Annotated in this window: 20 protein-coding genes; 15 read left to right on the plus strand and 5 right to left on the minus strand. The window is 53.4% G+C overall.

The features are described 5' to 3' along the window. Positions 1-48: 48 nt before the first annotated feature. From clpP to bolA, 4 genes are all read right to left on the minus strand, one after another. Positions 49-672: an ATP-dependent Clp endopeptidase proteolytic subunit ClpP gene (gene clpP / locus AC07P6_RS23540; protein WP_110273743.1), complete on the minus strand. Its 624-nt coding sequence runs from the start codon at positions 670-672 to the stop codon at positions 49-51. A gap of 313 nt (positions 673-985) precedes the next feature. Next, positions 986-2,284, minus strand: a complete 1,299-nt coding sequence (gene tig, locus AC07P6_RS23545; protein WP_181483313.1) for a trigger factor — start codon at positions 2,282-2,284, stop codon at positions 986-988. 148 nt (positions 2,285-2,432) lie between these two features. Next, on the minus strand, positions 2,433-2,597 hold the full coding sequence (locus AC07P6_RS23550; RefSeq protein ID WP_167492816.1) for a hypothetical protein: 165 nt from the start codon (positions 2,595-2,597) through the stop codon (positions 2,433-2,435). A 34-nt stretch (positions 2,598-2,631) separates the two neighbouring features. Further along, positions 2,632-2,949 (minus strand): transcriptional regulator BolA, encoded by a 318-nt coding sequence (gene bolA, locus AC07P6_RS23555; protein WP_110273745.1) that lies wholly within the window; start codon positions 2,947-2,949, stop codon positions 2,632-2,634. Between the two features lie 305 nt (positions 2,950-3,254). Between bolA and AC07P6_RS23560 the strand changes: the two genes are divergently transcribed. From AC07P6_RS23560 to AC07P6_RS23595, 8 genes are all read left to right on the plus strand, one after another. Beyond that, positions 3,255-3,833, plus strand: a complete 579-nt coding sequence (locus tag AC07P6_RS23560; RefSeq protein WP_478317073.1) for a lipoprotein — start codon at positions 3,255-3,257, stop codon at positions 3,831-3,833. 45 nt (positions 3,834-3,878) lie between these two features. After that, entirely contained in the window at positions 3,879-5,354 is a 1,476-nt protein-coding gene (ampG, locus tag AC07P6_RS23565) for a muropeptide MFS transporter AmpG (protein WP_478314842.1), read from the plus strand. 480 nt (positions 5,355-5,834) lie between these two features. Further along, positions 5,835-6,782: a cytochrome o ubiquinol oxidase subunit II gene (gene cyoA / locus AC07P6_RS23570; protein WP_434659975.1), complete on the plus strand. Its 948-nt coding sequence runs from the start codon at positions 5,835-5,837 to the stop codon at positions 6,780-6,782. Positions 6,783-6,801: 19 nt separating this feature from the next. Then, the gene (gene cyoB, locus AC07P6_RS23575; protein ID WP_110273748.1) at positions 6,802-8,793 is read left to right on the plus strand and encodes a cytochrome o ubiquinol oxidase subunit I; all 1,992 of its coding nucleotides are present in this window, start codon (positions 6,802-6,804) and stop codon (positions 8,791-8,793) included. After that, complete coding sequence (locus tag AC07P6_RS23580; protein WP_110273749.1) at positions 8,783-9,394, plus strand: cytochrome o ubiquinol oxidase subunit III; 612 nt, start codon at positions 8,783-8,785, stop codon at positions 9,392-9,394. The genes cyoB and AC07P6_RS23580 overlap by 11 nt, the downstream gene beginning before the upstream one ends. Further along, complete coding sequence (locus AC07P6_RS23585; protein WP_110273750.1) at positions 9,394-9,723, plus strand: cytochrome o ubiquinol oxidase subunit IV; 330 nt, start codon at positions 9,394-9,396, stop codon at positions 9,721-9,723. The genes AC07P6_RS23580 and AC07P6_RS23585 overlap by 1 nt, the downstream gene beginning before the upstream one ends. Before the next feature lie 11 nt (positions 9,724-9,734). Continuing rightward, the gene (gene cyoE / locus AC07P6_RS23590) at positions 9,735-10,622 is read left to right on the plus strand and encodes a heme o synthase (protein WP_110273751.1); all 888 of its coding nucleotides are present in this window, start codon (positions 9,735-9,737) and stop codon (positions 10,620-10,622) included. A 297-nt stretch (positions 10,623-10,919) separates the two neighbouring features. Further along, a complete protein-coding gene (locus AC07P6_RS23595; RefSeq protein WP_182236740.1) occupies positions 10,920-11,252 on the plus strand; it encodes a hypothetical protein in 333 nt (110 codons plus the stop codon). A 44-nt stretch (positions 11,253-11,296) separates the two neighbouring features. On the opposite strand, the gene AC07P6_RS23600 is transcribed toward AC07P6_RS23595, so the two are convergent. After that, a complete protein-coding gene (locus AC07P6_RS23600) occupies positions 11,297-12,055 on the minus strand; it encodes an IclR family transcriptional regulator domain-containing protein (protein ID WP_181483318.1) in 759 nt (252 codons plus the stop codon). A gap of 153 nt (positions 12,056-12,208) precedes the next feature. On the opposite strand from AC07P6_RS23600, the gene AC07P6_RS23605 reads away from it, so the two are divergent. The 7 genes from AC07P6_RS23605 (at position 12,209) to AC07P6_RS23635 (ending at position 20,821) form a co-directional block, all read left to right on the plus strand. Then, positions 12,209-13,030, plus strand: a complete 822-nt coding sequence (locus AC07P6_RS23605; protein WP_478314843.1) for a shikimate dehydrogenase family protein — start codon at positions 12,209-12,211, stop codon at positions 13,028-13,030. Beyond that, positions 13,027-14,703 carry an FAD-dependent oxidoreductase gene (locus AC07P6_RS23610; RefSeq protein ID WP_478314844.1) on the plus strand — a complete coding sequence of 559 codons (1,677 nt, stop codon included), beginning with the start codon at positions 13,027-13,029 and terminating at the stop codon, positions 14,701-14,703. The genes AC07P6_RS23605 and AC07P6_RS23610 overlap by 4 nt, the downstream gene beginning before the upstream one ends. Positions 14,704-14,716: 13 nt before the next feature. Then, positions 14,717-15,037: an NIPSNAP family protein gene (locus AC07P6_RS23615; protein ID WP_004099512.1), complete on the plus strand. Its 321-nt coding sequence runs from the start codon at positions 14,717-14,719 to the stop codon at positions 15,035-15,037. A 10-nt stretch (positions 15,038-15,047) separates the two neighbouring features. Continuing rightward, positions 15,048-16,748, plus strand: a complete 1,701-nt coding sequence (locus tag AC07P6_RS23620; RefSeq protein WP_478314845.1) for an FAD-dependent oxidoreductase — start codon at positions 15,048-15,050, stop codon at positions 16,746-16,748. A gap of 69 nt (positions 16,749-16,817) precedes the next feature. After that, positions 16,818-17,636 (plus strand): sugar phosphate isomerase/epimerase family protein, encoded by an 819-nt coding sequence (locus tag AC07P6_RS23625; protein ID WP_434659978.1) that lies wholly within the window; start codon positions 16,818-16,820, stop codon positions 17,634-17,636. Between the two features lie 10 nt (positions 17,637-17,646). Next, positions 17,647-19,011, plus strand: a complete 1,365-nt coding sequence (locus AC07P6_RS23630; protein ID WP_304256581.1) for an MFS transporter — start codon at positions 17,647-17,649, stop codon at positions 19,009-19,011. A 409-nt stretch (positions 19,012-19,420) separates the two neighbouring features. Continuing rightward, on the plus strand, positions 19,421-20,821 hold the full coding sequence (locus AC07P6_RS23635; RefSeq protein WP_478314846.1) for an MFS transporter: 1,401 nt from the start codon (positions 19,421-19,423) through the stop codon (positions 20,819-20,821). The last annotated feature ends 3 nt before the right edge of the window (positions 20,822-20,824 follow it).

The raw sequence follows: 20,824 nt of genomic DNA on the forward strand, positions 1-20,824 counted from the left end.
TGCCGCCCTCTTTCAAACAAGTATAGCGGCACCCTTGCGCCAAGGGCATCAATTACGATGAGTCAAAATGGAGTCGACGAGGCCGTATTCCACTGCTTCCGAGGCAGAAAGGAAGCGGTCACGCTCGGTGTCGCGCTCGATCTGCTCAAGGGATTGACCCGTATGGTGCGCCATCAGTTCATTCATGCGCCCTTTCACTTTCAGGATTTCACGGGCGTGGATTTCAATATCCGTCGCCTGGCCCTGGTAGCCGCCCAGCGGCTGGTGAATCATCACACGGGAATTTGGCAGACAGAAACGTTTATCTTTCGCCCCGGCAGTCAGCAGGAACGCGCCCATTGAGCACGCCTGCCCCATACAGATGGTGCTGACGTCAGGCTTAATAAACTGCATGGTGTCGTAGATAGACATCCCGGCGGTGATCACCCCACCCGGCGAGTTAATGTACAGGTAGATATCTTTTTCCGGGTTTTCCGCTTCCAGAAACAGCATCTGCGCCACGATCAGGTTAGCCATGTGGTCTTCTACCTGGCCGGTCATAAAAATGACGCGCTCCTTGAGCAGACGGGAGTAAATATCAAATGAACGTTCGCCGCGTGAGGTCTGTTCAATGACCATCGGCACCAGGGCCATATGGGGTGCAAAGTTATCTCGTTCGCCACTGTATGACATTTCCGTCTCCTGGATTAATTTGAAAAAAACCGCTGCACTGATTGTAACCTTATGGACGGATTATCAGCCAGAATTTCTGCCTCAGGCAGAAGTGCATATATGCATACTTTATGACAAAGCATGATCATGCCGATGCAGTTACGTCTCTCGGTTATGGGGATGGCATTGCCATAATTCAAGCATAACAACCTTTTGGCGTAACGCTATCACTGAAATCGGCTTTTCGCACTCATCCTAAGGCTATCATTGCAATAAAAAACCCGCCGCCTTTCGGCAACGGGTTTTTGCTCAAACCTTAAACCTTGGGGCGAAATTACGCCTGCTGGTTCATCAGCTCGCTGAAGGAAGTGGCCGCTTCAGACACTTTAGCTTTCGCCAGCACGGCTTCAACAGCCTGCTCTTCCAGCGCGACGTTGCGCATGTTGTCCATCAGCTCTTTGTTTTTGCTGTAGAACTCAACAACTTCTTTCGGATCTTCGTAAGCAGAAGCCATCTCTTCGATCAGGCCTTTTACGCGATCTTCGTCAGCTTTCAGCTCGTGGGTACGAATCACTTCGCCCAGCAGCAGACCAACAACAACGCGGCGTTTAGCCTGTTCTTCGAACAGTTCACGCGGCAGTTCCAGAGCCTGTTGCTCGTTACCACCAAAGCGCTGAGCAGCCTGGCGACGCAGAACGTCGATTTCGCTGTCGATCAGTGCAGACGGTACGTCGATATCGTTAGCTTTTACCAGACCTTCGATAGCCTGAGACTTAACGCGGTTACGTACTGCGCCTTTCAGCTCGCGCTCCATGTTTTTACGCACTTCAGCGCGCAGACCCGCTACAGAACCATCTTCAACGCCGAAACGCTTGATGAATTCTTCAGTCAGTTCCGGCAGTTCACGTTCTTCAACTTTCTTCAGGTTGATAACGAATTTAGCCGCTTTACCTTTCAGGTTTTCTGCGTGGTACTCTTCCGGGAAGGTCACGTCGATAGTGAATTCTTCGCCCGCTTTGTGGCCTTTAATACCGTCTTCAAAGCCTGGGATCATACGACCCTGGCCCATCGCCAGCACGAAGTCAGACGCTTTGCCGCCTTCAAACTCTTCGCCGTCAACGGAACCGGTGAAGTCAACGGTGACGCGATCTTCTGCATCAACAGCGCCGTCTTTATCTTTCCAGTTAGCCTGCTGCTTGCGCAGGGTATCCAGCATGGTATCAACGTCAGCGTCAGTGACTTCAACAACCGGTTTTTCAACTTCGATTGCTTCCAGACCCTGCAGTTCAACTTCCGGATAGACTTCGAACTCTACTGCGTAGGTGAAATCTTCACCCAGCTTGTATTCGCCCGGAACGTAGTTCGGTGCGCCAGCCGGATTAATCTTCTCTTTGATGATCGCGTCAACAAAGTTGCGGCTCATCAGGTCACCCAGCACGTCCTGGCGAACAGAAGCGCCATAACGCTGAGCAACGACATTCATCGGCACTTTGCCTTTACGGAAGCCGTCAATGCGAACTTTTTTCGCTACGTTGACCAGCTCGCTTTTGACAGCATTCTCGATGCTGTCAGCGGCGATAGTAATCGTTACACGGCGCCCAAGGCCCTGAGTGGTTTCAACTGAAACTTGCATCTTGTTACCTCAAAAAAATCACAGTGCTCGGTCAACTCTGGAAGCGCGTGTAGGTTGCTTCGCAGAACCGGGATGCCCTCTTCAAATCAGAAACACATTCCCTGTCGTCAGAATCATCCCGAAGACATTCATAATAAAAGACGCGGCATTATAGCGGCATCACTTTTGTGAGTCGAGAACGGTTGTCGCCCACTGTTGCGGCATTTTTCACATTTCCCGAGCAAATCTGCCTGTAAAAACGCTCAAGCTGAATGTTTTCCAGGCAAAACAAAACGGCCCGTAGGCCGTTTTCTGATAAATCTTCACGCAACATACTGGAAAAGCTCCAGCGGTTGCAAATGCGATTTCTACGCGATACTTCCAGCTCCGCGACAAGGAGGAGAAGCGAAGATGGTATCCTGCAGTCCTTCCCACTCTTTAATCGTATAGGTATGCAGCGCCAGAGCATGCACGGTGCTTGAGAGTTCCTCTGTCAACGTCCCATAAATCATGCGATGACGATTGAGAAAACGCTCGCCAAGGAAGCGATCGCTCACCAACACCACTTTAAAATGACTTTCAGAGCCCGCAGGAACGTTGTGGCGATAACTTTCATCCACGACTTCAAGATACACCGGGTCGAACGCTGCTCTAAGTTTTGCTTCGATCTGTTCACGTATCATCATGAATTTTCTCCTCCGACAACGCTGTATTGCCGCCATTCCCTTTAAATGTTAGCCGCTTTTACCGCTTCCATTAGGGGAAAACAACAAAAAATTAGCATTCCTCCGATATTTTCATTCAAAAGTATCGGGTTTACTCACTCAGTCCGTCAGAACAGCCGCCAAAATCATGATAATAAATGAGGCAAGAACAGAAAACGCACAAGACGATGAATTTACATGCGTTGCTACTTCCCCTTGCCGTTGGCGATGTTATGATGACGGGAATTTCCTCAATTACCACTCCACCACGCGTTGAGACCCTGAACATGTTTAAGAAAATTCTTTTTCCTTTGGTCGCGCTGTTTATGCTGGCCGGATGCGCCACTCCGCCGACCACTATTGATGTTTCACCAAAAATAACCCTGCCGCAGCAGGATCCAAGCCTGATGGGCGTGACCGTCAGCATCAACGGCGCCGATCAGCGTCCGGACCAGGCGCTGGCAAAAGTCACTCGCGACAACCAGCAGGTCACGCTGACGGCCTCCCGCGATCTGCGTTTCTTACTGCAGGAAGTGCTGGAGAAACAGATGACGTCACGTGGTTATATGATTGGGCCGAAAGGCGCGGTCGACCTGCAAATTATTGTTAACAATCTGTATGCCGACGTCTCTCAGGGCAACGTGCGTTACAACATCTCCACCAAAGCCGATATTGCTATCATTGCGACCGCTGCAAACGGCACGAAGATGACCAAAAACTACCGCGCCAATTACTCGGTTGAAGGCGCCTTCCAGGCTTCCAATCAGAATATTGCCAATGCGGTTAATAGCGTCCTGACCGATACCATCGCCGATATGGCACAGGACACCAGCATTCACGATTTCATCAAACAAAACGCTCGTTAATTAACCGCAAACCCGGCCTCGCGCCGGGTTTGCGCTATATACCTTATGTCCAATCATTACTTACGCATTTTCACACAGCCTAAATCGGCCATTTTGCTGATCCTTGGCTTTGCTTCTGGGTTACCCCTCGCCCTCACATCCGGTACGCTGCAAGCCTGGATGACTGTTGCGAATATCGATCTAAAAACGATTGGCTTTTTCTCCCTCGTCGGCCAGGCCTACGTCTTTAAGTTTCTTTGGTCGCCGCTGATGGACCGCTACACGCCGCCTTTTCTTGGTCGTCGTCGCGGCTGGCTGTTAGCTACCCAGTTCCTGTTACTTATCGCTATTGCGGCAATGGGATTCCTTGAGCCGTCCACGCAATTGCGCTGGATGGCGGCGCTGGCGGTGGTTATCGCCTTCTGCTCCGCCTCTCAGGATATCGTCTTCGATGCGTGGAAAACGGATGTGCTGGCAGCGGAAGAACGCGGTACCGGCGCGGCGATTAGCGTACTGGGCTATCGCCTGGGGATGCTGGTTTCCGGCGGTCTCGCCCTTTGGCTTGCCGATCGCTGGTTAGGCTGGCAGGGGATGTACTGGCTGATGGCCGCACTGCTGATCCCCTGCATCATCGCCACCCTGTTAGCCCCGGAGCCCAGCGATGTTATTCCGGTGCCAAAAACGCTGGAGCAGGCCGTTGCCGCGCCGCTGCGTGACTTCTTTGGGCGCAATAACGCCTGGCTGATTCTGCTGCTGATCGTCCTTTATAAGCTTGGTGACGCCTTTGCCATGAGCCTGACCACGACATTCCTGATTCGCGGCGTCGGCTTCGATGCTGGCGAAGTGGGTATGGTCAATAAAACGCTGGGCCTGTTCGCCACCATTGTTGGCGCACTGTATGGTGGAGTATTAATGCAGCGCCTGACGCTGTTCCGCGCGCTGTTCATTTTTGGTCTCTTGCAGGGAGTGTCCAACGCCGGTTACTGGCTGCTGTCGATTACCGATAAACACCTTTTCTCGATGGCGACGGCGGTGTTTTTCGAAAACCTGTGCGGCGGGATGGGTACGGCAGCATTCGTCGCGCTGCTGATGACGCTGTGCAATAAATCCTTCTCAGCCACACAATTTGCGCTGCTCTCCGCACTTTCCGCCGTCGGGCGCGTGTACGTCGGCCCTATTGCGGGTTGGTTTGTTGAAGCGCACGGCTGGCCTACGTTCTATCTCTTCTCTGTGGTTGCCGCTGTGCCGGGGATTTTACTGCTGCTGGTCTGCCGACGGACGCTGGAACATACCCAGCGCTCGGAGAGTTTCATGCCACGCACGCACTTTCCACAGACTTATTCGCTGGCATTAATGATTCTGGCGATAGGGTGTTTGATGCTGTCAATATGGCTGCTTTTACTGGTGCTAAATGCGCTGGATTACACCAACTTTTCCTTCCTTGCTGGCCTGCTGGAGATCGCCGTGCTAACAGCCGTTGGCGGTATTTTGCTCGGTGCTCTCCTTGATTATCTGGCGTTACGCAAAACTGAGCTGATTTAAATCATCCAGGAAACGTTAGGGGACGTTGTAATTACGAAACGTAATTATAACGTCTTATTAACGATTTTATATTCATCATACTTCATTTGTTGTTTTGTGCGTTTTAGATTTCTGGAAATTATTGACAACTTTCATTCTGTTTTATAAAAAATTTAACCGATTCAGCTCGCGTGATTTATTTTTCCGCTTTTATCACGTCTTTTATTTGATGCGTAATTGTTAATTATTTGTTTTATTTTACGTATGGTTATACTCATTCTCTTATAAGTCACTCCATTCTTATCTCTTTCGCTATCAATCCCTCATAAATCAAGCTTTGCAAGCTATTATGTCACACTCCGTAACATATGTGACAAACCAAGCAGAAGCCGCTAACACGGAACAGACACAGATCCAATGATGTTTACAGTAATGCAACCTTCCCGTAAAATGCCCGTACACTTTAAGCGCCACCAGATTCCGTGGAATTGAGGTCGTTCAATGAGACTTAGGAAATACAATAAAAGTTTGGGATGGATGTCATTAATCGCAGGTACTGTATTACTCAGTGGTTGTGATTCTGCGCTCCTCGACCCAAAAGGACAGATTGGACTGGAGCAACGCTCTCTGATTCTGACGGCCTTTGGCCTGATGATGATTGTCGTTATTCCAGCCGTCTTGATGGCAGTAGGATTTGCCTGGAAGTATCGTGCGAGCAATAAAGATGCGAAGTATAGCCCGAACTGGTCACACTCCAACAAAGTTGAAGCTGTGGTCTGGACGGTTCCTATTCTGATCATCCTGTTCCTGGCCGTTCTGACCTGGAAAACAACTCACGCATTAGAGCCAAGCAAACCGCTTGCTCACGATGAAAAACCAATCGTTATCGAAGTCGTTTCGATGGACTGGAAATGGTTCTTCATCTATCCGGAACAAGGTATTGCTACCGTCAACGAAATCGCCTTCCCGGCGAACGTACCGGTACACTTTAAAGTGACCTCCAATTCCGTGATGAACTCGTTCTTTATCCCACGTTTAGGCAGCCAGATTTACGCAATGGCCGGGATGCAGACTCAGCTGCACCTCATTGCGAACGAAGCTGGTACTTACGACGGTATCTCCGCCAGCTATAGCGGCCCGGGCTTCTCTGGAATGAAGTTCAAAGCTATCGCCACGCCGGATCGTGCAACCTTCGATCAGTGGGTAGCGAAAGCAAAACAGTCTGCGAATGCCATGGATTCTATGGATACGTTCGACAAACTGGCAGCGCCTAGCGAATACAACAAAGTGGAATACTTCTCTAACGTGAAACCTGATTTGTTCAAAGATGTTGTTAACAAATTTATGTCTCACGGTAAGAGCATGGATATGTCCCAACCTGAAGGCGAGCACACAGCGCACGAAGGAATGGAAGGCATGGACATGAGCCACGCGGAAACCGCTCACTAAGGGGCCGAGGAAGAAAACGATGTTCGGAAAACTTACACTGGATGCAGTGCCCTACCATGAACCCATTATTGTGGTTACGGTGGCTGCGATTATCCTTGGGGGACTGGCGCTTCTGGCGGCTATTACTTACTTCGGTAAGTGGTCCTACCTATGGAACGAGTGGCTGACTTCGGTTGACCACAAACGTCTCGGTATCATGTACGTTATCGTAGCAATCGTGATGTTGCTGCGTGGCTTTGCTGACGCCGTAATGATGCGTAGCCAGCAAGTGCTGGCCTCGGCCGGGGAAGCAGGCTTCCTGCCGCCTCACCACTACGATCAGATCTTTACCGCCCACGGCGTTATCATGATCTTCTTCGTAGCGATGCCGTTTGTTATCGGTCTGATGAACCTGGTGGTTCCACTGCAGATCGGTGCGCGCGACGTTGCCTTCCCATTCCTTAACAACCTGAGCTTCTGGTTCACCGTTGTGGGCGTGATTCTGGTTAACCTCTCTCTGGGCGTCGGTGAATTCGCGCAGACCGGTTGGTTGGCCTATCCGCCGCTATCGGGAATCGAGTACAGTCCGGGAGTCGGGGTCGATTACTGGATCTGGGCGCTTCAGCTCTCCGGTATTGGTACCACGTTAACCGGTATTAACTTCTTCGTGACGATTATCAAGATGCGTGCCCCTGGCATGACCATGTTCAAGATGCCGGTATTTACCTGGGCATCTCTGTGCGCCAACATCCTGATTATCGCCTCCTTCCCAATTCTGACCGTCACCGTCGCGCTGCTGACCCTGGACCGCTACCTGGGCACCCATTTCTTTACCAACGATATGGGTGGCAACATGATGATGTACATTAACCTGATTTGGGCCTGGGGCCACCCGGAAGTGTATATCCTGGTTCTGCCAGTATTCGGTGTCTTCTCCGAAATCGCTGCAACCTTCTCGCGTAAGCGTCTGTTTGGCTATACCTCGCTGGTATGGGCAACAGTGTGTATTACCGTTCTGTCGTTCATCGTTTGGCTGCACCACTTCTTTACTATGGGTGCGGGCGCGAACGTAAACGCCTTCTTCGGTATTACCACCATGATTATCGCCATCCCGACCGGGGTTAAGATCTTCAACTGGCTGTTTACCATGTACCAGGGCCGCATCGTCTTCAACTCTGCAATGCTGTGGACGATTGGCTTTATCGTGACCTTCTCTGTAGGTGGTATGACCGGCGTTCTGCTGGCGGTACCGGGCGCAGACTTCGTGCTGCACAACAGTCTGTTCCTGATCGCACACTTCCATAACGTCATCATCGGCGGCGTGGTGTTCGGTTGCTTCGCAGGTCTGACCTACTGGTGGCCGAAAGCCTTTGGCTTTACGCTGAACGAAACCTGGGGCAAACGCGCTTTCTGGTTGTGGATCATCGGCTTCTTCGTTGCATTTATGCCGCTGTACGTGCTGGGCTTTATGGGTATGACCCGTCGCCTGAGCCAGCAGATTGACCCGCAGTTCCACCCAATGCTGGTTGTTGCAGCTTGCGGTGCAGCGCTGATCGCCTGCGGTATTCTTTGCCAGCTGATTCAGTTCTATGTGTCCATTCGCGATCGCGAACAGAACCGCGACCTGACTGGTGACCCATGGGGCGGCCGTACTCTGGAGTGGGCAACCTCTTCTCCTCCGCCGTTCTATAACTTCGCTATTGTTCCGAACGTCCACGAGCGCGATGCGTTCTGGGAAATGAAAGAAAAAGGCGATGCGTATAAGAAACCAGCAGGCTATGAAGAGATTCATATGCCGAAAAACAGCGGCGCGGGCATCGTTATTGCTGCTTTCGCAACGGTGTTTGGTTTCGCAATGATCTGGCACATCTGGTGGATGGCGATTGCAAGCTTCGTCGGTATCCTGGTGACCTGGATTATTAAGAGCTTTGACGAGGACGTGGATTACTACGTGCCGGTTGCAGTAGTCGAAAAACTGGAAAATCAGCATTTCGATGAGATTAACAAAGCAGGGCTGAAAAATGGCAACTGATACTCTTGCGCATAACGCCCACGCGCACGAACACGGGCACCATGATACAGGACCGATGAAGGTATTCGGTTTCTGGATCTACCTGATGAGCGACTGCATTATCTTCGCCACTCTGTTCGCAACCTATGCCGTTCTGGTGAACGGCACGGCGGGCGGCCCGACAGGTAAAGATATTTTCGAACTGCCGTTCGTTCTGGTTGAAACCGCTCTGCTGCTGTTCAGCTCCATCACCTACGGCATGGCGGCGATCGCCATGTACAAAAACAACAAGAGCCAGGTGGTTTCCTGGCTGGCGCTGACCTTCCTCTTCGGGGCAGGGTTCATCGCGATGGAAATCTATGAATTCCATCACCTGATTGTTGAAGGTATGGGCCCGGATCGCAGCGGATTCCTGTCAGCATTCTTCGCGCTGGTCGGCACCCACGGTCTGCACGTGACCTCGGGTCTTATCTGGATGGCGGTGCTGATGGTACAGGTTTCACGTCGCGGCCTGACCAGCACTAACCGCACCCGTATCATGTGCCTGAGCCTGTTCTGGCACTTCCTGGACGTAGTGTGGATCTGCGTGTTCTCTGTAGTCTATCTGATGGGGGCAATGTAATGAGTCATTCTAGCGATCATAACGGCGCTTCTCACGGCAGCGTAAAGAGCTACATGACAGGTTTTATCCTGTCGATCATTCTGACGGTTATCCCGTTTGCTATGGTTATGAGTGGCTCCGCATCGCATGCGGTTATTCTGGGAACCATCCTGATTACTGCAGTTGTGCAGATTGTGGTACATCTCGTGTACTTCCTGCACATGAACAGTAAGTCGGACGAAGGTTGGAACCTGACCGCATTTATCTTCACCGTAATCATCATTGCTATCGTAGTTGTCGGCTCCATCTGGATTATGTGGAACCTGAACTACAACATGATGATGCACTAAGAGCGGCGAGTATGTTTAAGCAATACCTGCAAGTAACGAAACCAGGCATCATTTTTGGCAACCTGATCTCCGTGATCGGCGGTTTCCTGCTGGCCTCCAAAGGCCACATCGACTATCCGCTGTTCATCTGGACGCTCCTTGGAGTCTCCCTGGTGGTCGCCTCGGGTTGTGTTTTCAACAACTATATCGACCGTGATATCGACAGAAAGATGGAACGGACGAAAAACCGGGTGCTGGTCAAAGGGCTGATCTCGCCAAAAACGTCGCTGGTATACGCCACCCTGCTGGGTATTGCTGGCTTCATGCTTCTGTGGTTTGGCGCTAATCCACTGGCCTGCTGGCTGGGAGTGATGGGGTTTGTCGTTTATGTCGGCGTTTACAGCCTGTATATGAAACGCCACTCCGTCTACGGCACGCTGATTGGTTCTCTCTCCGGCGCTGCGCCGCCGGTGATTGGCTACTGCGCGGTGACCGGTGACTTTGACAGCGGTGCTGCCATTCTGCTGGCAATTTTCAGCCTGTGGCAGATGCCTCACTCTTACGCCATCGCGATTTTCCGCTTCAAGGATTATCAAGCGGCGAATATTCCGGTTCTGCCGGTAGTGAAAGGCATTTCAGTGGCTAAAAACCATATCACCGTTTACATCATCGCTTTTGCCGTCGCGACGCTGATGCTCTCTCTGGGCGGCTACGCTGGGTATAAATATCTGGTTGTCGCTGCGGCAGTAAGCGTCTGGTGGCTTGGGATGGCGCTGCGCGGTTATAAAGTGGTGGATGATAAAGTCTGGGCGCGCAAGCTGTTCGTCTTTTCCATCGTTGCCATTACCGCGCTATCAGTGATGATGTCCGTTGACTTCATGGTGCCAGATTCACATAACCTGCTGACGATGGTCAGATAAGTTCATCTTCAGTAGCCGCTCAACAGCCTCCGCTCGCAAGACCGGGGGCTGTTTTTTTGTCCGCCAGTCTGACTCCCCCTCCCCTACCTGAATTCACTTCAGATGAAAAATCACCGACATCATTTCATATCCGGTAAAACCATCATTAGTCGTTCGCTCATTAGGTTCACATAAAAATAATAAATAAATCAGTATCATGCTTAATTCTCTGGCTGGTTTGCCTTTATTTAACGGTGTTAGTCTTTCACGGTGAGCGAGTGGTTCACTTATAGCAATCCGTTTTATAAGGGAATAAAAATGAAAGAGTTAACATTCAGCGAAATGGAATATGTTTCAGGTGGTTTTAATCTGATGAACGCTGCCACCGGCTTTACGAATTTTGTAGTGAACTCCGGGCTGGGGTTTGGATCGTTTGTTGCCACCTCGGGTGCTGCCTTCGCCAACTTCGTCATTGACAGCGCGGTAGAGTTTGGCAAGTTTGTTATCGGTCAATCGAACTGGAACACCTTCGTGTCAGCCGGTTCGAACAACTGGAATGGCTTTGTGAACACCGCGGCAAATAGCTGGTCAAATTTCGTCAATAACGCGGGAGCGGACTGGAACAGCTTTATCGACGGCGCGAACGCGTAATAGTACAACGGGCAGGTTCTGAACCTGCCCGTTTCCTCTCTGGGTTATCCCACCAACATTACCTGCGCGCTATAGAGCAAATCGAGGTGGTCACGGCATAGCGCCTCAAGGGAAGTACGCGACAGATGACTGGTTAAGCTCAGCGCTCCCCAGTAAGTCCCCTCTCTGTCAGACAACGGTACCGCCAGCACCAGCATGCCTATTTCAAACTCCTGCTCAATAGAGGCATATCCCTGGCGACGAACCAGGGCGATTTTCTCCATCAGCGCCGCGACGTCCGTCACCGTATACGGCGTTCGCTGCTCGCGCCTAATCCGCTGCAATACGGCTTCGCATTCAGCTTCCGGCAACGAAGCCAGCCACAGCCGCCCTCCGGCAGTACAGTAAATCGGCACCCTCTCCCCCAGACGCACGGAGGTCGAGTTAAACGGCGTATGTTTGCTGCGAGCGATGTACACCAGTTCATCATCATCAATCACGCCGACCGAGGCATGTTCTTCGGTTCGGCTGGCAATGTACTCAACAATTGGCCTTACCATGCGCGGGAACTGTGCTGAATCAACATACGCCTGCCCCAGACGTAACGCTTTGGGCGTTAGCCAGTAATAGCGTCCGTCAGTCTGCAAATAGCGATCGTGCAGCAGTGTGAGAAGAAACCGCCGCGCCGCGCTTTGCGTCAGCCCACTCATTTTCGCCGCCTGCGGTACGGTGAGCCTTGGAAACTCTTTAGAGAACAGCTGAATCAACGCCAGTCCTTTTTGCAGGCCGACGATCAGATCGCGGGAATGTATTTCGTTTTGCATAGTTGTTCACACTTTCGCAACAATACAATCAGTTTAGCGCGATTATCGCAGTGATGGTGCGATTAACAACCAATATGGTCGAATTCTGCGTTGCCGCTCTCAGCTTCCACTGAAATACTTTCACAACATTCATTTAACAAAATGAGGTTTGAAATGGTCAGTGGATTTACGCAGGTTGTCGCCGTTATCGGCCATCCGATTACCCAGGTTAAATCGCCGGAGAACTTCAACCGCTACTTCGCTGACCAGCAGATGGACAGCATCATGATCCCGGTCGATATCGCCCCCGACGCCGTCGCCGATTACCTGAAAACGCTACGCGGTTGGCACAACATGAGCGGCGTGCTGGTCACCGTCCCGCATAAACAGCGTGCAGCCTCGCTAGTGGATGAGCTAACGCCGCGCGCTCGTCACCTCAACGCCGTGAATGTGATCCGTAAGCTGGCAGATGGTCGTTTACAGGGCGATATGCTCGATGGTGTCGGCTTTCAACTCGCCGCTCAGGCGCACGGATTCAATGCCGCGGGTAAAAGCGCGCTGCTCTCCGGCTGCGGCGGCGTCGGCAGCGCAATTGCGTGGGGACTCTGCGAAGCAGGCATCAGCCAGTTGGCGCTTTATGACCAGAATCCGGCAACCCTTCAGTTACTACACAATCGTCTGGCAACTCATTTTCCACAGGTTCATCTCACCGAGCTGCCCGCAACGCTCGCGGACCTTGATTTAGTGGTCAACGGCTCCCCTGCGGGAATGACCGGTTTTGATCCCTTACCGCTACCGCAAGCGCTACTGGAAACGCTCCAGCCATCTACTCACGTCGCGGACGTAGTCACCGCACCGGTAATAACACCATTACTCACCTTTGCTCAACATCGCGGCTGCATCATCCAGACCGGGCCGGAAATGGCGCTGGCACAGATGAAGCTGATGGGAGAGTTCATTGGCGCAATCCCGCATGAACAAGGAGCGGCGGCATGAAAAGCTGGGATGTCATTGTCATCGGCAGCGGCGCCGCGGGCTTTGCCGCCGCGGTGACTGCCTGCTGTAAAGGGCTGTCGGTACTGATGCTGGAAAAAGCCCCTCAGTTTGGCGGTACCTCGGCGATTTCCGGCGGTGCAGTATGGATCCACGATAGCGATCAGGCACGGAAACCGGCAAAAAACAGCCCTTCACAGGAGATTAAAACCTACCTGTATACCATTATCGGCGAACAAAACTATCGCCAGGATCTGGTCGACGCCTTTGTCACTTCCGGTCGCGAGGCGCTGGCGTTTCTGGAAAAAGAGGGAGCGGTGAAATATAGCCTGCGCCCGCTCTCGCCGGATTACTACCCGGATGAGCCCGGTGCCGTTGATGTAGGCCGGGCGCTGGAAGTGGTGGAGTATGACGGGCGGGAGCTGGGAGAGCATTTTCGCGACCTGCGCGCGCCGCCACCGGGAATGCTGTTGTTTGGCGGGATGATGGTTAACCGCGTCGATATCCAGCACTTTCTAGATATGCGTCGTTCCCTGCGTTCGCTGTCGCATTGTAGCAAGCTGCTGCTGCGCTTCGGCCGCGACCGCCTCAAGCACCATCGCGGTACCCGTTTGGCAATGGGCAACGCGCTGGTTGCCCGCATGGCGACACTCGCCTTTCGTAAAGGCATGACCCTCAAGCTCAACGTCAACGTGCTTTCGCTTACCGAACGCAACGGTGAAGTGACCGGCGTCGAAATTGAGCATGATGGTCAGAAGCAAACCCTGGAAGCCCGCTGCGGCGTGGTGCTGGCTGCAGGAGGGTTTGCCGCAGGTGAGCTGGCCGAGCAATATCGGCCCAAAACCCGCGAGCACTACACCATGTCGCCTACCGCCAACGACGGTGCCGCATTTCGCCTGGCGGCAACAGTTCACGCCTGCGAAGGCGCGAATTTATCCTCCAACTTTTTCTGGGCCCCGGTATCGGTTTTACGTCGTCCTGATGGTACTGAAGAGCGCTTTCCCCATCTCGTCACCGACCGGGCAAAGCCCGGCGTTATTGCCGTCAACCAGCGCGCGGTGCGCTTCGTCAATGAATCAAACTCTTATCACCACTTTGCCAGCGCCATGCAAAGCCGGGCTGAAAATGCGCCCTGCTTTCTGATTTGCGATGCCCAGGCCATGAAGCGCTACGGCCTTGGCCTGGCGCGACCGGCCCCGGTGAATAACGATGCGCTGGTGAAAGCAGGTTATCTGCGCAAAGCCGATTCTCTTGCTGAGCTGGCGCAACAGATAGGGCTGGACCCGCAGGTGCTCAACGACACGGTGACCCGCTATAACCATGATGCCGCCGAGGGACTTGACCCTGAGTTTGCCAAAGGCGGTAACAGCTATAACCGCGCAATGGGCGATCCGAGCCACCAGCCAAACGCCTGTAACGCCCCGCTAACGAACGCGCCATTTTATGCCGTTACGCTCTATACCGGCGATCTCGGTACCTCACGCGGGCTGGTCACCACCGCCGATGCCCAGGTGGTTAATCAACAAGGCCTGCCTATTAAAGGGCTCTATGCCGTCGGCAACGATATGGATTCGATCATGGCCGGAACCTATCCCGGCCCCGGCATCACCCTCGGCCCGGCGCTAACCTTCGGCTACCTCTCAGCCAGCCATATGGCACAACAACACGCACTGTAAACTGGAGAAAACCATGATTTATGAAAAACGTACCTACACCATCAATCCGCTGAAAATGGCCGACTGGCTGGCGCTGTACAAAAGCGACGCTTACGCCGTCCAGACCGAGCACCTCGGCAAGCTGATCGGCTTTTTCTTCACCGAAATTGGCGTGGTCAATCAGGTAGTGCATATCTGGGCCTACGAGAGCCTCGACGATCGTCTGGTGCGCCGTGCTCGGATGGCGCAAGACGAACGCTGGCTCACTTTCTCACGCAAGAACCGCGAGCTGGCGGCCGTCGAACGCCTGGAGTCAGTTCTCCTGCGCCCCACTGATTTTTCACCACTGCAATAAGGAGTCAGGCATGAGCGGGCAGATGAACGTGGATGTTCTGGTGGTCGGCTCCGGCGCGGCGGGTCTCTCTGCCGCCGTCACCGCCGCGCTAGGTGGTGCCAGCGTGCTGGTTGCGGAAAAAGAGTCAGTGATTGGCGGCACCAGCGCGTGGTCCGGCGGATGGCTGTGGATCCCACGCAATCCGCTGGCGCGCGAGGAAGGCATTGAAGAAGATCTCGATGAGCCGCTCACCTATCTCCGGCATGAGATGGATGGGCAACCTGCCGACGCTCGCCTGCTCACTTTCTTAAAGTACGGCCCGGAGATGATTGACTTCTTCCGACGTCACACGGTGGTACAGTTTCTATCCGGCAGCAAAATGCCGGACTTCCACAATTCGCCGGGCTATGCGCAGGGTGGGCGTTCGGTCACCGCGCAGCCTTTTGACGGGCGCTTACTCGGTGACTGGCTGCATCGCCTGCGTCCGCCGTTGGAAACCATCAGCCTCGCGGGCATGGGCATCGCTGGCGGCACGGACATGGCGCATTTTTTTAACGCCACCCGCTCGCCGCGCTCGGCGATATACGCAACCCGCCGCCTGTTACGCCACGGCTGGCAGCGGCTTCGCGCCGGGCGCGGGCAGCATCTGGTTAACGGCAATGCGCTGGTTGCTCGCCTGCTGCGTTCGGCGTTGGATGCCGGGGTTAATTTTCAGCTTAACGCGCCGGTAGAACGACTGCTCACTTCCGACAAAGGCATAGAGGGTGCGGTATTACGCAGCGACAGCGGTGAGATAGACGTTCGCGCCGGGGCGGTGATCCTCGCCTGCGGTGGATTTCCTCACGACAGGCAGCGCCTGGCGCAAAATGTGCCTCATGCCGCCAGCGGCTACGGTCATTTTTCCGCTGCACCGCCGGGTAATCAGGGTGATGGCATTCGGCTCGGCGAATCAGCTGGAGGCCAGTTTGATGCCTCACTCAGACACGCCATGGCCTGGGCACCAGTTTCGCGCGTGACCCTCGCCAGCGGTCTGCAACTGGTATTTCCGCATCTGGTTGAACGCGCCAAGCCAGGCTTTATCGCCGTTCTGCCCAACGGCAAACGCTTCGCCAACGAGGCTAACTCCTATCACGATTTTATTGCCGCTCTGCTGGATGCGACTCCACCGGGTGAAGCGCCTCAGGCGTGGCTGATAGCAGACAGTCGTGCGCTGCACCGCTATGGGTTAGGCCACGCGCGCCCCTTTCCCTTTTCACCGACAGCCTGGTTACGAACCGGCTACCTGCAAAGCGGCGAAACGCTGGAGGCACTGGCACAACAGTGTGCAATCGATCCGCGGCAATTAACGGAAACAGTAGCCCGCTTTAACGGCTTTGCCAACAAAGGAGAAGACGAGGATTTTCAGCGCGGCGCGTCAGCATACAACCGCGCACAGGGTGATGCCAGCCATTCCGGCCATCCGACCCTCGGCGAGCTGCGCCATGCACCTTTTTATGCCGTGCGTATTCTTCCCGGTTCTCTGGGCTCCTTCAGCGGACTGCAAACTGATGAAAACGCACAGGTACTGAATGCTCAACAGCAGCCGATTGCTGGCCTTTACGCTATCGGCAACGATATGTCGAGCGTGATGCAGGGATTCTATCCTAGCGGCGGTATCACGCTCGGACCGGCCATGACCTTTGGCTATCTTGTCGGTAAAAAACTGGCAGTAAACATAACAAAAACAATGTAGTAAACGACATCTTACCAGGGACGGCAATACACATAACAACAACAACCTGCAACTGTACTGGAGTCCTTTATGAACATGCGAACCCTGTCACTCGCCGCGCTTACCCTACTCGACGTCCCGCCACCGGAACAGGTGCGGATCGCAGCACAAACCGGATTTACCCACGTCGGTCTGCGCCTGCTTCCCGCCACGCCCACCGACCCGGATTACGACATGCTCGGTAATACCCCTGCCGTGCGCGACACTCTGTCGGCGCTGATGGAAACAGGCATTCGCGTCTCGGACGTCGAAATTGTTCGCCTGACGCCAGATTTTTCACTCAATGCCCGTTTGCGATTATTCCTCGATACCGCCGCACGCCTGGGGGCCAGGCAGGTACTGGTCGCCGGAAATGATGAAAATCAGGCACGCAGCGCAGACAACCTGGCCAGACTCGCCGAGTCCGGCCAGGAGTATGGTTTAACCATGAATCTGGAACCGATGCCCTGGACCCATTTACGCACCATCGCCCAGGCCCAGTCGTTGATCAACGCCAGCGGTCGCTCAGATATCGGCATACTGATCGATGCTATCCATTTCTGGCGAGCGGGCGAGTCACTCTCCACGCTTGCCACGCTGCCGCAAAATTGCCTCAACTATATGCAGCTTTGCGATGCCTCGCCGCAGGCGCCCGTTGATGAACAAGAGCTTATTTACCAGGCCCGTGCAGCACGTAAAGTCCCCGGCGAAGGCGGGCTTGATCTGCGAGGTCTGATGGCGGCGCTTCCAGACACGCTGCCGGTCTCCCTGGAGGTTCCCTTAAGTGGTGACCAGGGTGCGCTGCCTGCGCTTACTCGTGCCCAGTTGCTGTTCAATGCCGCGCAGTCTTATCTGCGCCCTTGCGCATAAGGAGGATCCCATGACACAGACTCAACGCCTGGACGTCAGGGAGTTAATTAACACTAACCCGCTCAGCCGCTTCCAGAAACTGGTGGTGTTTTTAGGCTTCTGCGTGATTGCTCTGGACGGTTTTGATATCGCCATCATGGGGTTTATTGCCCCGACGCTCAAACAAGAGTGGGGAGTGAGCAATCACGAACTCGGCTTTGTGATTAGCGCCGCGCTGATCGGCCTGGCGCTGGGCGCTATCTTCTCCGGCCCGCTTGCCGACTGGCTGGGGCGGAAAAAAATCATCATCAATAGCGTATTTTTCTTCGGTTTCTGGACCATTGCCACCGCCTTTTCACAAAACATTGAGCAAATGATGTTCTTTCGTTTTATGACCGGACTGGGATTGGGTGCCGCGATGCCGAATATCGGTACTCTCGTGTCGGAATACGCCCCGGAACGCCAGCGCTCGTTTCTTATCACAGTCATTTTTTGTGGTTTCACTTTTGGCGCGGCGGCAGGCGGTTTCTCCGCATCATGGCTGATCCCACAGTTTGGCTGGCATTCGCTGATGATGCTTGGCGGCATTCTTCCGGTACTATTCGCTCCGGTACTTATTTGGCTTTTACCTGAATCGGTGCGCTTTCTGGTGGTTAAGCGCGCACCGGCCGAACGTATTCGGACAGTTTTGCAGCGCCTCTACCCCGGGCAAATCGCCGATGATGCCCAGTTTACCTTCCCGACACAGCCCGTGAATGGTAACGCGATGCGTATCGTGCTCTCCCGCCAGTACCGATTCGGATCGCTGATGCTGTGGCTCGTCTACTTTATGGGGCTGTTTCTGGTCTATCTCCTCGGCAGCTGGCTGCCGACGCTGGTCAAAGAGGTCGGTCTGACGGTCAGCCAGGCGGCGGTCATGACGGCGATGTATCAGGCGGGCGGAACCATTGGTTCGCTGTTTGCAGGCTGGCTGATGGACCGGATCAACCCGCATCGGGCGCTCGGGCTGATTTACGCGGTCGGCGGACTGTTCACAATGGCAATGGGCTATGCGGCGGCAAGCTTTGCGCTCATCTGCCTGCTGGCGTTTATCAGCGGAGCCTGCCTGAACGGCGCGAATACCGGTATGAACGCGCTCTCCGCCCGCTATTATCCGACTGAGGCACGAGCCACCGGCTCCAGTTGGATGCACGGCGTTGGCCGTATGGGCGCGATCCTTAGCGCCTTTGCCGGGGCTGAAATGCTGGCGCTGGATCTCAGTTTCGAGAGCGTATTTTTAATTCTGGGGATCCCCGCCGCGATTACTGTGGTCGGACTCACTGCCAAAGGCATTTTTGCCGCCGACTCAACGACAAAATCCACTACATCCGCAACGGCTATCAGGAGCACGCAATAAAACGTTAAGCTCAGGCAGGCACGGCCTGGCATCGTGCTTGCCTCATCAATTAAAGAAAAATAAATTTCATTTATTTATTAAATGAAAAAATATAGCCACTAGAATTATCGATTCACCTCTCATTTTTCCGCTCTAAAAGCGCCAATTCAATACAGTAAACAAATAAATAACTCATCAAAAACCTGATTAATAACCTTATCAATCAACTTAATTTAATGGTTGTGAATGTAAAATCACTGACGCAATATTTTCATTTTTCGATCCCCCTCGCATATACAGAAATTAAATTTCAAATAACCATTGAAATGAAATAAATATTTCCATATGTTCTGGCTGACATTCAGGATAAGGTTGTGCCGGCGGAACTGGCACTGAGGTACTTACTTGTCCCCCGACAAAGGAATAGACCATGAGTGAACAGCAGATCCTTCTCTCCCCCGCAGCGGCGCGCGGCGATAAGCTAACCTGGACCACCCGCATTGCTTACGGCGGCGGCGATACCGCCTGCAACGTCGTTTTCGGCATGATTGGCACCGTATTAACCCTGTTCTATACCGACTACGTAGGAATCAGCATCGCCACCGTCGGTCTGGTGATGCTGATCTCCCGTCTGTTTGACGGCGTTTCCGATGTAATAATGGGTTTGATGGTCGAACGCACCAACTCCCGCTGGGGTAAATCGCGTCCCTGGCTGCTCTGGATGAGCATTCCCTATGCCGTTTCCGCGATCCTGTTATTTACCGTTCCGCAAACCACCAGCACGCTACAGTTTCTTTATTTGCTGGTGGCTTATAACTTCTGTACCACCGTGTGCTACACCGCTATCAACCTTCCCTACGGCAGCCTTTCCGCCATGATGACTCGCGACTCATGGGAAAGGGATATGCTCAGCATCACCAGAATGTCGATGTCGCCGTTCGGTCGTATTCTCGCTGTAGCTTGTACATTGCCACTGGTGAAATATTTCGGCGACGATCAGGCCGCATGGATCAAAACCATGTCTATCTGGGCTTTTCTGGCGCTGCTGTTGCTGCTGTTCTGCTTCTACAAATGTGAAGAGAAAGTCGTTATCAAAGCGCGAGAAAAACAGGGGAATATCCCTGTTAAAAAACAGCTCTCCGCGCTCTTTCGTAACCAGTACTTCTGGGCCAGCGCAATCCTGTGGACAGCACAGAGCGTTTACTACACCGTGGTTGGGATCGCGTTGCCTTACTACTGCCGCTACGTACTGGGCGACGATACCTTCTATAGCTCCATTTTCGTTGCCGAAACGGCCTGTATCATCATTTTCACCTTCCTCAGTTCCGTCCCCATCCGCAAATACGGTAAGCGCAATGTTGCATTATGCGGCATTGTGCTGGCGACCATCGGGCAGGTGCTGTTTATGTTTAACTCCGATGATTATCACTGGGCGCTGGCGAACGCGATTATTCGCGGTATTGGCTTCGCGCCGCTGAACGCCGTGCTGTTCGGCTTCTGCGGCGATGCCGTTGAGTTCGGCCAGTGGAAAACTCGCGTCCGGCAAGAAGGAATGATTTTTTCCGCCGGTTCCGTCGGAACGAAGCTCGGCGCGGGTGTTGCCGCTGCGGTTATCTCCGGCCTGTTGAGTATGGCGGGCTACGTCAGCTCCAGTAGCGGCTCAGGCGTTCAGCCGCAAAGCGCTATCGACATGATTAACAACGTTTACCTCTACGGCTCTTTCTTCCTGTGGATCCTGGTCATTATTACGCTGCTGTTTTACCGGCTGGATAAGCAGTACCCGCAGATTATGCAGGAGCTGAAAGAACGCGAAGCCCGTGGAGAAATGTAAAAC

This window comes from Klebsiella sp. GFKo11 (genome assembly GCF_056490265.1).